The following is a 14,728-nucleotide window of genomic DNA, read 5'->3' as shown; positions in this document are numbered from 1 at the left end:
ATAAATATATTGGCGTAGGATTCCTTCGACAACACCCCAGGTGATAAGGGGGCTAAAGCCATTAAAAAACACTTTAACACATTAACGCTGAACACTTTAGCTGAGCGGGGGTCAGCCCCCACTGGCACGATTTTTCTAATTCCGGTTATTGTCAAAACCTGTCGAGACAGCTATTATGGAAGAGGGAAAATGTAGGTAAGTGGTGCAGAAGATGTCGAAGAAACGAGTATTTTTCGTTAAAAAAACAAGCATTATTTACCAAACAAATTAGATTATTTTGGAGGGAATATTGATGTCGCAACATAACATAAGCCCAGAACAAATTGAAAATGAACAAATTTACAAGGAAATGGGGTTAACAGACGAAGAGTACCAACTAGCAAAGAATCTATTAAAACGTCGTCCGAACTATACGGAAACAGGGATTTTCTCTGCGATGTGGTCCGAGCATTGTAGCTACAAATCGTCGAAACCATTACTAAGAAGATTCCCAACGAAAGGGAGTCGTGTTTTACAAGGACCTGGTGAAGGTGCTGGGGTTGTTGACATTGGCGATAATCAAGCAGTTGTTTTTAAAATTGAAAGTCATAATAGTCCGTCTTTTGTCGAACCATTTGAAGGTTCAGCAACAGGTGTTGGTGGGATTTTGCGTGATGTCTTTTCAATGGGAGCAAAACCAATTGCATCGATGAATTCATTACGTTTTGGCAATCTAGATAATGACCATACGAAAATGTTATTTTCTGAAGTGGTCCGTGGGATTGCGAGTTATGGAAATGTGGTCGATGTTCCAACGGTTGGTGGCGAGATTCAATTTGATGAGCAATATGAAGAAAACCCATTAGTTAATGCGATGGTTGTTGGGCTTATTTCTCATGACGATATGCAAAAAGGTGTTGCCTCCGGTGTAGGGAATGTCGTGATTTATGCTGGTGGAGATACCGGAAAAGACGGAGTTGGGGGTGCATCGTTTTCTTCAGATGTTGTCGAAGCTGGGAAAGAAGAGAATACATCTGCAGTCGCAATCGGGAATCCACATATCGGTAAAAAGTTAATGAATGCCTGCTTGGAAGTCATTCAATCGGATGCATTAGTTGGGATTCAAGATATGGGTGCGGCCGGATTAACATCATCTGCGAGTGAAATGGCAGCGAAAGCAGGTACGGGAATTGAGATGAATCTAGACCTTGTCCCACAGCGTGAAGAAGGGATGAATGCCTATGAAATTATGCTGTCTGAATCACAGGAGCGGATGTTATTAGTCGCGAAAAAAGGTCAGGAGCAGGAAATTCTTAATATTTTTGCGAAACATGATGTCGATGCGGCAGTGATTGGTGAGGTTATCGAAGAAAAAACCTTCCGTATTAAGCAGCATGATGAGGTCGTCGTAGATATTCCTGTCAATATACTAGCTGATGAAGCACCTGTTTATCATTTGCCATCAAAAGAAGCTACATACTATCAAGAATTTCAAGCGATGGAAAATGAAGTTCCACAAGTCAACGATCATCAAGCGGTGTTAAGACAGCTCTTACAGCAGCCGACCATCGCAAGCAAAGAATGGGCATACAAGCAATATGACTCAGAGGCACAAGGAAACACCCTTGTTGGTCCAGGATCGGATGCAGCAATCGTGAAAATCGATGGAACAGATAAAGCCATTGCGATTACGACGGACTGTAATTCTCGTTATATTTATTTAGACCCTAAAGTTGGTGGACAAATTGCCGTGGCTGAAGCAGCACGAAATCTTGTTTGTTCTGGTGCAAAACCACTTGCGATTACAGATGGCTTGAACTATGGGAACCCGAACGATCCAGAGGTATTTTGGCAAATGGAAGCGAGCATAGATGGCATCAGTGAGGCATGTCTTGCACTTGAAACACCAGTTATTAGCGGGAATGTTTCCATGTATAATACATCAAAAGACGAAGCGATTCTTCCAACACCAATCATTGGTATGGTCGGACTAATCGAACATACAAAATATGTGACACCGAGCCATTTCCAAAATAACGGGGACCTTGTGTATCTAATTGGTGAAACATTCCCTGAATTCGGTGGCAGTGAACTGCAAAATATTACTGCTGGAAAATATTCAGGAAAAGCCCCAGCGATTGATTTACATGTTGAAGCAAACCGTCAAAACGTACTTGCTACTGCCATTAAAGAAGGTCTTGTCGTATCTGCACATGATTTATCTGAAGGTGGACTTGCTGTTGCCTTAGCTGAGAGTCTATTTAAGGGACAAGGTTTAGGTGTTGAAGTACGCTTAACTGGTGACGCAACGGTAGCATTATTTAGTGAATCACAATCAAGGTTCTTAGTAACAGTAAAAGCAGAAAACAAAGAACAATTTGAAAACCTATGGACAGAAGCGAGCCAAATCGGCACGGTAACGAACAGTAGGAAATTGATCGTATCTGTAGACGGTGAACAGATCATTGACGATGCCGTTGAAGAACTACATACACTTTGGAGTGAAGCGATTCCTCAGTTCGTAGCAGCTAAATAAATTCGTTGTAGAAAATCGAAGTAAGAATGAAAGTGAATGTGTTAAATAACCTTTAGGTAGAGCACGGCACCCTGTGAATGGGCCGTGCTTTACCTATTGAACAATGATGGTGAATCATGACATTGAGGTCGGTCCCTAATCACGGGTATTTACCTAAGGACAAAAATAATTAAATACATAAAAAAAGAAATAAGGCAGGATGATTCATATCCTGTCTTTTTGATGTGTTTTAAATTGCCGTTTTCTAGCTGTCAACGACATCTTTGAAGACCTAAGGGCACATAAGATTTCATTTCCGTCATTTTAAACTAAAGGCACAAGTCGTGGAAAAGGCTTTCTAATTCAATTGGATACAAATGGTAGTTTAATAGCTTAGCTAAAATGGTAAAGATATATAAACACTTTGAAAGAGAGTTGATCGTTATGAAAAATCAAAAAAACTTTGCACTTGGTACTGTTATTGGAGTAGCCGTCGGAGCTACTGCTACCTTACTTACAACTCCCAAATCAGGAGAAGAATTACGAGAAGACGTAAGTGAGCGACTTGTAAAAGGAAAAGAAAAGACAGAGGAAGGTACAAATAAACTAAAAAGTAAAATTAGTGAACTTTCGGAAATGATCAATGAAAGTACTTCAAACGTCTCACAGTCCGTAAGAGAGAAAATTCAAGAAGTCATTAGTGAAGCAATGCAGTTATTAAAGAATACTGAAAAGCCTAATAAAATGACTATTGAAGATTTAAAGGAAATCGTAAGGGAACTTATGCAAGAGGAAAAAAATGCTGGTGAAGAAATAAGACAAGTTGTTGAAGCAGAAATTGAGTCGATTCAAGGGGATTTAAATAAAGATATGCAGGATTTGAAAAAAACTACAAATGAATAATCGAGAAAGAATCAACTTTAAAATTGATAAATAATGGTTATGGAAAGGATACGGAGTAGCCCAAGTATGATGAATACTTGGGTCTGGTCATTTTTATGAGCATGATCGTCGTAAACGGAAATAAAATACTGAATAATCCAATTTAATCAACCTAACCGTGTTAAATTTCGTGACAACTTAAAGTGTATGTGCTCTTTTCTTTGTCGGTCTCATAATAGTCCTGGACAAAAATTAAGTATCTATCAATTAATAGCAATACGATAGATGAAAGATAGCACTTCCTAGCACCGATGATGTTCGATTATCTAGAGCATGTAATCGCTTGGCTCGAGCATGGGTCAGAGCTATTACATAACAGGAATACGAAGAGAAAGAAAAAGACCATAAATACTATAAACAGCATTTTATGATTGCGACTCCAATTGTTTGTGAAAAAATAATGAGGTAAGTTATTTTCCCTCCTTAAAATCTGGGGAGAAAATGGATAATCCTTACAAGTTTTTTAATGAGAAACAGCCGAAAGGAACGGACGCATTATGTGTTTATCATCAGGCGAATGGTGACTGGCACCGTTCACCAATCATAGTTTTCTTTAGCGCCACGGTACCTGTCCCCAGTGTCCCGTCTTCTTGGGAATCAGGAACCAAATTTCAAGAATAATAAGCACCTATAAATGAAATAGTAAGCTATATTGCCAAAAGGAGATAAATACATAATGAATCCAGAATCTAATCAATCAATGAATGAAACAGTTGCCAAACTTATGTTAAAACAACTAGAAACGTGGGGAGTCAAAAGGATTTACGGGGTTGTTGGAGATGCGATTATCGGCTTAATGGATGAAATGGCAAAGCAAAATACGATTCAATTTATTGCCGTCAAACATGAATCAGTTGCGGCAATGATGGCCTCAGCCGAAGCTAAGTTAACTGGAAGGCTTGGGGTTTGTCTTGCAACGATGGGGCCGGGACTCGGAAATCTTCTGAACGGTCTCGGAGATGCCTATTTGGATAAGGTGCCTGTTTTAGCCATTACAGGTCAAGCTCCTACACAAAAAATTGGGACGGACTATAAACAGTATATTGATCAGCAAGAACTGATTAAACCACTGGCTGAATATACGACCTTGGTCACGCACCAAAATAGCGTAACAGATCTTTTAGTAAAAGCAATGAACACATCGCTTATAAAAGGGACGGTTTCTCACCTTTCGATTCCAAAGGATCTTTTTGAAATGAAATCATCAGCAAAAATTTATCGTGAAGCCAAAATCATCCAAGGCCAAACTTTCATCGATAAAAAAGAATTACAAAACGTCGTTGCTGTGATGAAAACAGCTAAAAAACCAATGATCCTAGCAGGTGTAGGAGCAAAAAATTCAGTTGGTGATATTGAGGCTTTAGCCAAGGTTTGGGGTGCGGGTATTCTTGTTAGTTTAGGGGCAAAAGGATTCTTTAATGATGCATCTGAAAACCTTTTAGGTGGGATTGGTCAAGGTGGAAATCCTCATGCCAAACAGCTTTTTCAGCAGTCCGATGTCGTTTTGCTTATCGGGAATTTGTGGTGGCCAGAAGGCTATGTGCCTCAACACGCAAGAATCATCCAAATTGAAATAGCAAAAGAAAATATCGGAAAAGGCATTCCTGTTGAGCTAGGTGTTGTAGGTGCTGCAGAAATGATCGTCCCGCAATTAACAGAAAGCTTTCGAAACGATTCTGCAACGAATGACTGGATGACACAGGTTTATACAGCAAAAGAAAAATGGGCCAACGAAAACGAGCAAGAAGGATTACAATCCAGTCAACCTCTTCATCCTTCGCGAATCGTAAGAGCCATTGAAAACAATGTACACGAGGATGCGATTATTGCCCTCGATACGGGTGATGTAACCGTTTGGTTCAATCGGAACTTTCGCTCAAAAAAGCAACAAATCATTTTTTCTGGTGAATGGCGAACAATGGGATTTGGCTTACCAGCAGCCCTTGCAGCAAAATTGTGCTATCCAGAAAAACAGGTGGTTGCGGTTGTTGGAGACGGCGGAATCGAAATGACCCTAGCTGACTTGTTGACTGCCGTAAAATACAAACTAAATATTGTCGTCATTATTTTCAATAATCATGCTTTACAAATGGAACGGGATAAAATGATTGCTAGTGGAAGCAACGAAATGGGTGTTGACTTAACGAATCCAGACTTTATAAAAATGGCTGAGGCTTGCTTTTGGAAAGGTTATCATATTAAGGATGAGAGTGAGTTAGATCATACTCTAAAAAAAGCATTTCTAAATGAAGGGCCAACGCTGATATCGGTTGAAACAGCGCCAGTCATCCATCCTGAAACAAAAGGTTAGAACGGATGACAACTTCGCAAAGCTGAAGGAGTTTCTATTCGTAGAAATCATCCCGGATCAAAGATCGGCTGTAGCAGTTAAGGAGAATCAATGGGACCCATTGCTTAAATGAACATAAAATGGAGGGATGATTTTATGTGAAAAGAGGATGGTTATGTTTTACAATCGAGAAATCTATAAGATTCTCCCTGAAAAAGCAGAAGAATTTTGCGATTTTTTTGAACAATACATCATGCCGGTTCAGATAAAAAATGGCTCCAAACTGGTAGGAAAGTGGCTTACGGAATCAAGGGATGAAGTGATGGTGATTTGGGAGTATCCGAGTATCGAAGAATATCGAAAAATAATCGAGAGAGTGAGCAATGATCAGATAGGAAGAAAACATCAAGAGCAACTGAAGAAAAATCAGCCCTATTTGATAAAGACAGAGCAATTTTTAACAAAGAGAGATAAACCTGAGAGATCGAATCAGAACATAACGGTTAGTGGTTATATTGTCAATGATGTCGGAGAAATGCTTTTAGTACGTACGTATTGGCGGAGTGATACATGGGAACTGCCAGGAGGCGGGGTGGAGGATGGCGAAACACTTGACCATGCTCTATGTCGCGAAATCTTTGAAGAGACAGGAATTATTGTTAAATTATTTGGCATCACAGGTGTGTATTCAAATGGAGAAACGATCGCCATTATTTTTCGAGGGAAAAGGACTGGAGGAGAGCTCAGAACTTCTGAGGAAACGAAAGAGGTTGGTTTTTTCCCGGTCGATCCGGTGAATCTTTCTACTTATGTTAAAAGAGGAAAATTTATTCCAAGAGTTTTAGACGCGATGAATGGTCAATACATTCCGTATGAAGCATTTCAGGTTCGCCCCTATAAGTTGGTGAAACGGTATGACGGCGAAATCTAATATAAAGGCTGTAATATTTGTAGTTGTAAAATTCAATCATTCCTAAACTCGCGCTTCGTCAATTACTACGACGGGAGTTTTTTTTTAACTCAAATACTCCCGTAATCATTTTTGTTCAGCTATTCTATGCCTATTGATTTTCCATATTCCAAATGTGATCCCTTGGAGAATAAAAATGATACTTACCCATTCTAAAATGGTTGGAAAAGTGGCGTAATAGACAAATGAATAAAGCAATCCAAATATAGTCTCAAAAACAATCATCATACCAGCTATGGATACGGTTAATCGAATCGAAGTTTGATTCCATGCCCATGTGGCTACCCATGAAGCGATAATTCCCAAAACAATAATTCCAATCAAATATTCCATAAAGCCATCCTGTACGATCAGATTACTCATTATTTGTTGATTTGTCAGCTTGCTAATAAGCAGCACGAATCCAACTAAAGTTAGCGTTTGAATCCCAACGATGGTGGAAAAAAGATTGGGAGTAACCTCAGTTTCTTTTTTGAGAAAATTGGCATTTGATATTCCATACCATGTCCACAATGCAAGCGCAATGAAACAACAGAGGAATCCGAGCAAAAGACTACTTTTTGTGACAGGTAGGCTGCTAACATCTCCTTGACCACTGCTAGATAATAGGAAGATCCCTATTAATATCAAACAGGCAGGAATCAGGAGAATTTTAAAAGGAAATTCTTTATTCAGTAGGTTCCCGACAAAACTGATGACGATCGGCAGAGTTCCAATAATCAACGCAGTAATGGTCGCTCCTGCATATTTGATTCCTAATACGAGAAAAAAGAAGTAACCGATATTTCCAGTAAAAGCATAGAGCAATGCTCTCGACCATACTCTTGCTGGAATATGTAAAGGATTTGTTTTGTATATCATGAATAATAGAAGGGAATACGAGCCGTACATAAAGTAACGTCCCAAAGTAATTTCCAATGATGAAAAACTGGAAAGGATATTTGGAATAAGAAAGGCTAATCCCCAAGCTGCCCCTGCAATCATCCCAAATAGTATACCTAGAAAGGATAAGCGATTATTGCTCATTTTTATTTATCTCCCCAAAAACATTGATGTGATTTCATTATAGGGGGACGAAGTGATTTAGTATATTATTCTGTTTGCTTGTTACAATTCAAAAAAATTTCGCGGGGCCTCTACGCATTCGCATTCACAAATGAACGGTTTATTTTTAGATTCTTATCGTTCACCCCTTATTTTACTAATATTTCTAAAGACGTTATACTAGAATTGTTAAAATATTAATTTTTCTTTATTGTAAACTTTGTTTAAATGATAAGTAATGTAACCAAGGAGGATTTTTAAATGGCGTCAGATCGTTATCAAAAAGGAATTGAAAAGATAAAGGAGCTTACATCATCAAGTGATGAAAACCCAACTGGCTTCATGGATATTGGAGAAGGATTTAAGGATATTGCTCCTGATTTAAGCAAATATGTTGTTGAATTTGCTTTCGGTGATATTTATTCCCGGCCAGGATTGGATAATAAGCAAAAGGTTCTAACAACGATTACTGCCCTTGTAGCTCAAGGAAAACCGCAGATTGAGATGCATATAAAAACTGGGCTTAGCGTTGGTTTAAAACCAGAAGAGATTGTAGGCTGCATCATACACCTCATTCCATATACAGGATTCCCGAGTGTTTTAAATGCTTTAAAAGTTGCCCAAAAAGTTTTTGAAGAACAGGGTGTCAAAGTGACAACATCTGAAGCTTGAATTAGAAAGTAAGTACATACAATAGCGGTAAACAAAAACTGGGTCGAGACTGTGCCTTCAAAAAATGGTTCCAATCAGGAAATTTTTGGCGATTGGAACCATTTTCTTGTCTCAAAATGTTAATCTTGTATTTAACTTTAATTGAAGAACCAGAGTCAACCGTAAGGGAAGATGTTCTTTGTATTTAAAATAGACAAACATCCCTTGCTTTATTACAATTGAAATGTTAAGAAAATTCCACCAAATCTGCCGAGCCATTGATTTTGTTTTTGTTTAAATCATAATGTGTGGCAAATGTTAGTGAAAATATCAGGTAGGATTTCTTTTAATATTTCGGTTTAATAGAACACAACCTGATAAAAAACAAATATCCTTAATAGGAGTGATACGTAATGAGATTAGCAACTTTTCGTTCAAATAAAGGGTTAAGAGCAGGGGTAGTTGTAAAAGAAGAGTATGTAATTGATTTAGAAAAAGCAGCCGCTTTTTATGGTGAGACACTTCCTAATGAAGTGAAGGCATTATTGGAACTAGGAGAAAATGCGATAAAAACAACAGAAAAAGTGATTGCTTTAGTAGAAGGAAATCTTGAGCAAGCGATTCATTCGAAGTTGACTCAACCGCTTTCAGAAACTAGTTTATTCGCGCCAGTACCAAAACCCGATAAAATCATTTGTGTAGGTTTAAATTATAAAGATCATGCTGAAGAATCAAATATGGAAATACCTCAGTATCCAATGTTGTTTTCGAAATACTCAAATACTGTAAATGGTCCTTATGATAATATTGTTTTACCTAAAGTATCAGAAAACATTGACTATGAAGCTGAGTTAGCTGTCGTTATTGGGAAGACAGGTCGTTATATTTCTGAGGAAAACGCTTTAGATTATGTTGCAGGATATACTGTAATTAATGATGTTAGTGTAAGAGATTATCAGTTTCATTCCCCACAATTCTCCCTAGGGAAGAACTTTGACACACACGGGCCAATGGGACCATGGCTTGTAACGAAAGATGAGATTGAGGATCCGCACAATTTAAATATTGAATTAAAAATTGGTGATCAAGTACTACAAAGCTCGAATACAAAAGAGCTAATCTTCCCGATTCAAAGGATTATTTCCTATATTTCTGAAGGCATCACATTAGACCCAGGCGATGTAATTGCCACTGGAACACCTGCTGGAGTTGGATTTGGTCGAAATCCCAAATTATATCTCCGTGATGGGGATGAAGTCATCGTAACTATCGAGGGAATTGGAGAAATCAAAAATAAAGCTGTAAAAGAAAACTAAAATAGTCTAACTATGATAGACCAGTCCCCGATGCAGGAATGCTTTTCTGCACCGGGGGAACCCCTGGGATGATGCGCTAGCTAAACGGAGCCGATTATATTACAACTTGAATCTACATAAATAATTTCACCTGTAACTCCTCTAGATAGATTACTAAGCATTGCGATCGCCATGTCACCCACCTCTTCTTGTGTTACATTTCTGTTTAAAGGTGCAGATCTTCAATCTTATGAAGCAGCTCGTTAAATGAACCAACGCCTTTGGCAGCGAGCGTACGAATTGCCCTAGCAGAAATGGCATTAAAGGAATGGATTATTGAGGAGTTGTGGAAAAGTGTTAGTTTGCAAAAACATGATTACGGTAACGACTGTTGTCTATTTATCTACTATATATTTTAAGAAAAAAGGTGACGGTTCTCGCATTTGTAAACACGAGAACCGTCACGTTTTTTTAGACTTGTATGACACCGATTAAGATGGCAGTTGCTAGTAGAATGAGGCTTAGGCCCCACATCCAAAATAGAGAATAGCGAATATGTCGTCCCATTTCGAGTCCGGACAAACCGAGTGCAAGCCATACGGCAGGTGCTAGTGGGCTGACAAAAGTTCCGACAATATTTCCAATAATCATCGCATAGGCTGTCGATAAAGAGCTGATTCCGAATCCAGCTGCAATTTGTTCGACAACAGGGAATAAAGCGAAGTAATAAGCATCTGTACTCAATAATAGATCAAACGGAACTCCTAAAATACCAATGATGATATGCAAATATGGACCAATCGCACTTGGCAGGACTGCAACAACATCATTTGCGATCGCAGTTAGCATCCCTGTTCCATTGAGAATACCTAAAAACAACCCGGCTGCAAGAATAATGGATGCCATCATGAGGGCATTTGCGGAATGGGCGCGAATTCTTTCCATTTGATCTTTAACACTTGGGAAGTTAACCGGTAATGCGATACTGAGCCCAATCATGAACGCTAACCCAGCTGGAATAAGCCCAGAGACGAGCACACCGATAACAGCAATAGCGATCACTGCGTTTACCCATAACAATTTTGGCCGAGCCAAAGGATTTTGTTTCGTATCCGGTTCGGGCTTATTTATCTCGGGGTCCATTTCAATTTGTTCCGCAGCAACTGCAATTTCTATAGATCCATAGTTTTTAATAATTCGACGCTGTTCTTTCATCCCTAGTAAAATAGCTAAGGTCAACATGAGAATAATCCCAAAGACTTGAATCGGTATCAATGGTTGCCATAATTCTGTGACATCGATTTCAAGAACCGAGGAAACTCTCCCGAGTGGGCCTGCCCAAGGGAGCATATTCATTATACTTGCCGAACCCGCGATTAATAGAAGCAGTAGGTACGGATTCATTTTTAATCGTTTATATAACGGGAGCAAAGCGGTAATGGTAATCAAAAAAGTAGAAGCTCCAGACCCATCTAATTGAGCAACGATGGCAATTAGAACGGTAACGACACTAACGATAATGACGTTTCCTTTTGAAAGAGCGACCATTTTATTAATCATTGGATCAAAGAGGCCGACATCTTGCATAATCCCAAAGAAAAGAATTGCAAATATAAACATGATTGCAACAGAGATAACTGAACGCATTCCATCATTGAAAAAAGTGCCAATATCAGTAAACGCAAATCCTGCCACCAACGCTCCGATTATTGGCGGTAAAACCATCGCCACAATTGGCGTCACTTTCCCGCTGATCAGCAATGTTACGATCACGACAATAATAAGAAAACCAATCAAACTCAAACTCATAACATATCCCCTTCCTAATACCATTGTTTATACGCCACTTAATTAGCATCTATTGTTAATTGAATGCGTTTACAAGGGAGCGCATCTATGAATTTCTCTATGAATTTTTAGATTAATAGAAAAATAACATAAGAATAGGAAGGAGATAAATAATTCATCCATAAATACAATAACTTATATATTATTCATTTTGTTCATAAGTTTCACGAAGAATATATTGACGTTCGGGTCTCCCGACTGTTCCATAGATAAGTTTGGTTTTGAGCTTGTTTGTTGCAACAAAATATTCTAGGTATCTTCGTGCGGTTGAACGGCTCGTACCAATTTGTTTGCTTAATTCTACAGCGGTAATTCCTTCGATGTTTTCTTCATCAAATAAACGCTCAATCTCCTTTAATGTAATTGGATCAATCCCTTTTGGATGTTCTGGCTTTACGGAAGAGGGAGGAACGGGGATAGGCTGAAAACCTGTTAGTTGATTAATTTCCTCCTGACTCATTTCTTTTTCCGACTTAAGATGTTGGCGAAACTCTTTGTACCTTAATAACGTATGCTCTAAGCGAGTATAGTCAAATGGTTTTACAATAAAATCGAAGATCCCGCCACGCAAGGTTTCCTGAACCGTTTTCACGTCATTAGCTGCTGTAACGGCAACAATATCGACTTCTTGATAGCTATGACGAAGTTGCCAAAATAGTTCTAATCCCTCCACATCAGGGATGTAAATATCTAATAAAAGCAAATCCGGCAACTGCTTTGTATTTTTAAGATAATCAAATGCTGATTTTTTACTGTTTACGGTCTTTTGGACAACAAATCCATTCACTTTTTCTACATATTGTCGATGAATCTCTGCAACTCTAAAATCATCCTCGACAATCAGTACAGTAAACTCTTTGGTCATTTCTATCCCCTCAATCTTTTGGAATACTAATGATGAAGCAAGCTCCACCCATTTCTCCTTCTTCTAAAATGATTTCTCCCCCAACTTCACGTATCATCTGCCGCGATAATGTTAGACCAGTTCCACGATGCAGTCCCTGTTTAGTAGAAAACCCTTGATCAAAAATGTCGGGAATGGCCTGAGGTTGAATACCGGTCCCTGAATCCTCTACTTCAAAAAGGACATCGTCTCCGATATCTGTAAAGAAAATCGACACTTTCCGTTTTTGGTTAACCTGGTTTTTTACGGCCTCAAAAGCATTCTCAATAACATTTCCTAATGCCGTCAGTAGTGCATCTTGTTGGGGTTCTGTCAGCGATTGGGTTAATTGGCTATCTGGATGAATCGATAAACTGACACCAAGCTCTTGAGCTTGAATGAATTTCCCTTGTAATAAAGCATGAATTAAGGGGTCAGAGACCTTTTCTCTTAAAAGCTTTAAACGATCATTTTGAAGATGATTTTCTTTTTTAATAAAATCAATCGCTTCTTCAACTCGATTGTTTAGCAGCAAACCTAAGATAATATGAAGCTTATTGGAATGTTCATGAGTTTGAGCTCGTTGTGCATCGGCATATTGCTTTATTCGAGATAATTCCTCGGTAATTTTCTGAAGTTCACTTTTTGCCCGGAACGTAAAAACAGCTCCTGAAAGAGAGTCTTCATGATACATAGGAGTTTGATTCATCAACACAATCTTTTCGCCCAGAACCATTTCGTGGTTGTGATCATATTTACCCATCAGGTGAACGGTCGGAATCACATTTTGAATTGGTGTTCCGATTTTAGCCTGATTCGCTGAAGCAGAAAGAATCTCATTAGCGGTCGAATTGATGGTTGTAATCAAGCCGTTGTTATTAACAGCGATAATTCCTTCCTGTGTGGACTGTAAAATCGCTTCATTTTGCAAATATAAGTGGGAGATTTCCTCTGGCTCCATATTATGTAATAATTTTTTTAGATAAAATGAAATCAAAATTGCTCCGATGATCCCTAATAAGACAATCATTCCAAGTGTATACCAAATCGCTTTCCCTTGATTTTCAATAATTTCTTGAACATTATGATTTAAAAAACCAACCGATACGACGCCGATGATCGTACCATCTGAATAAATAGGAACCTTTCCCCGTATGGATAAGCCAAGGGTTCCTTCTTGTTTTGAGACATAGGATTCCCCGAGTAATAAGGCTCGTTCATTATCGCCCCCAACCATTTCTTTTCCAATCAGGCTTTGGTTTGGATGAGAATATCGGATCTCGTCGAGATTTCCAACAACGATAAATTCAGCTCCAGTCTCTTCCTTAATTGGGGTAACGATGTCTTGAATGACGGATGAAGGGTCCTCCAAATGAAAAGCATCCTTGATTTCAGGGATGTTGGCAATGCTTTCAGCCAAACTTAATGCTCTTATCCCGACTTGGTCCTCGATTGTGTCGGAGATGAAAGAATGGAGGAATATTGCGAAAACCAAACATATTCCGGCAACCAGTAAACTAATCAACGTAATCATTTTTAATTTTAAACTAAAATTTACACGAGGATAAACACCAGTCTCCCGCTGTTCCCGCCCAATATTAACCACAACAACCACACCTCAAGATTTTTAATTTAAGTTTAGCAAACAAAAGAACGGTTGCAAACAAGGGGGACGATTCTCTGTTTACTTACTTCTACCTCTCGTTTGAATACACAACTGAGAATTAAGACTATTAAAGAAAGTTTAATAGTAATTAACAACATAGAAATGATCAGTTTTGCTCAATGTTTAAGAATAATTTAATATTGGAAAATATTTCTATTGAAAGTTTGCGATAAAAGGTGGTAATCTAATTTAGCTGCTTCGGAAGTAGGTAAGAATAACTGATTTTGACAAATCATTTTTATGAATAAAATTATTGACGAAAGAAATCAGTTGTAGTACTATTTAATTCTTGTCGCTGAAAAAAGGCAAACGGGTTATGAAGTGAATAAATAACAATTGAAACTTGGTAAAAATTGTTATTGAAATGAACTTGATAACATGATATATTATTCCTTGTCGCCTCAAAAAGCGACGGTTGAAAAATTGTTCTTTGAAAACTAAACAAACAAGCGTCAACAAACAATATTTATTGTGTTTCTTCTATTATATATAGAGAACATGAGCCAACGTTTTATTTTATGAGCTAAAGCTTACTCTTATTGGAGAGTTTGATCCTGGCTCAGGACGAACGCTGGCGGCGTGCCTAATACATGCAAGTCGTACGAATCTGAAGGAGCTTGCTCCTGACGATTAGTGGCGGACGGG

General features: G+C 38.5%; 10 protein-coding genes, 1 rRNA gene and 1 pseudogene. 7 read left to right on the top strand and 5 right to left on the bottom strand.

Annotated elements, in window-relative coordinates; genetic code table 11:
* Positions 1-292 precede the first annotated feature (292 nt).
* The 4 genes from purL to GNT69_RS21530 all read left to right on the top strand — a co-directional run bounded on the left by purL (position 293) and on the right by GNT69_RS21530 (position 6,657).
* On the top strand, positions 293-2,515 hold the full coding sequence (purL, locus tag GNT69_RS21545; RefSeq protein WP_203557059.1) for a phosphoribosylformylglycinamidine synthase subunit PurL: 2,223 nt from the start codon (positions 293-295) through the stop codon (positions 2,513-2,515).
* A gap of 423 nt (positions 2,516-2,938) precedes the next feature.
* Positions 2,939-3,397 (top strand): YtxH domain-containing protein, encoded by a 459-nt coding sequence (locus tag GNT69_RS21540; RefSeq protein WP_203557058.1) that lies wholly within the window; start codon positions 2,939-2,941, stop codon positions 3,395-3,397.
* 715 nt (positions 3,398-4,112) lie between these two features.
* Positions 4,113-5,747 carry a thiamine pyrophosphate-binding protein gene (locus tag GNT69_RS21535; protein WP_203557057.1) on the top strand — a complete coding sequence of 545 codons (1,635 nt, stop codon included), beginning with the start codon at positions 4,113-4,115 and terminating at the stop codon, positions 5,745-5,747.
* A 154-nt stretch (positions 5,748-5,901) separates the two neighbouring features.
* Positions 5,902-6,657, top strand: coding sequence for an NUDIX domain-containing protein (locus tag GNT69_RS21530; RefSeq protein WP_203557056.1), 756 nt, complete (start codon positions 5,902-5,904; stop codon positions 6,655-6,657).
* Positions 6,658-6,762: 105 nt separating this feature from the next.
* Here GNT69_RS21530 and GNT69_RS21525 read toward each other — a convergent pair whose 3' ends face one another.
* Positions 6,763-7,722 (bottom strand): DMT family transporter, encoded by a 960-nt coding sequence (locus GNT69_RS21525; RefSeq protein ID WP_203557055.1) that lies wholly within the window; start codon positions 7,720-7,722, stop codon positions 6,763-6,765.
* A gap of 279 nt (positions 7,723-8,001) precedes the next feature.
* Here GNT69_RS21525 and GNT69_RS21520 point away from each other — a divergent pair, with 279 nt between their 5' ends.
* Both GNT69_RS21520 and GNT69_RS21515 read left to right on the top strand, forming a co-directional pair.
* Positions 8,002-8,412 carry a carboxymuconolactone decarboxylase family protein gene (locus GNT69_RS21520; protein WP_203557054.1) on the top strand — a complete coding sequence of 137 codons (411 nt, stop codon included), beginning with the start codon at positions 8,002-8,004 and terminating at the stop codon, positions 8,410-8,412.
* Between the two features lie 392 nt (positions 8,413-8,804).
* Positions 8,805-9,707 carry a fumarylacetoacetate hydrolase family protein gene (locus GNT69_RS21515; protein WP_203557053.1) on the top strand — a complete coding sequence of 301 codons (903 nt, stop codon included), beginning with the start codon at positions 8,805-8,807 and terminating at the stop codon, positions 9,705-9,707.
* 80 nt (positions 9,708-9,787) lie between these two features.
* On the opposite strand, the pseudogene GNT69_RS21510 reads toward GNT69_RS21515, so the two are convergent.
* From GNT69_RS21510 to GNT69_RS21495, 4 genes and pseudogenes are all read right to left on the bottom strand, one after another.
* Positions 9,788-10,008, bottom strand: a pseudogene (locus GNT69_RS21510) (SDR family oxidoreductase); the annotation flags it as partial.
* Between the two features lie 149 nt (positions 10,009-10,157).
* Positions 10,158-11,495, bottom strand: coding sequence for a CitMHS family transporter (locus tag GNT69_RS21505; protein WP_203557052.1), 1,338 nt, complete (start codon positions 11,493-11,495; stop codon positions 10,158-10,160).
* A gap of 181 nt (positions 11,496-11,676) precedes the next feature.
* Complete coding sequence (locus GNT69_RS21500; protein WP_203557051.1) at positions 11,677-12,399, bottom strand: response regulator; 723 nt, start codon at positions 12,397-12,399, stop codon at positions 11,677-11,679.
* Positions 12,400-12,409: 10 nt separating this feature from the next.
* Positions 12,410-14,023: an ATP-binding protein gene (locus GNT69_RS21495; protein WP_343206542.1), complete on the bottom strand. Its 1,614-nt coding sequence runs from the start codon at positions 14,021-14,023 to the stop codon at positions 12,410-12,412.
* Positions 14,024-14,619: 596 nt separating this feature from the next.
* On the opposite strand from GNT69_RS21495, the gene GNT69_RS21490 reads away from it, so the two are divergent.
* Positions 14,620-14,728 (top strand): 16S ribosomal RNA (locus GNT69_RS21490); the annotation flags it as partial.

The organism is Bacillus sp. B15-48 (assembly GCF_016879755.1).
GTDB lineage: Bacteria > Bacillota > Bacilli > Bacillales > Cytobacillaceae > Mesobacillus_B.
This window is presented reverse-complemented; position numbering and strand designations above follow the sequence as displayed.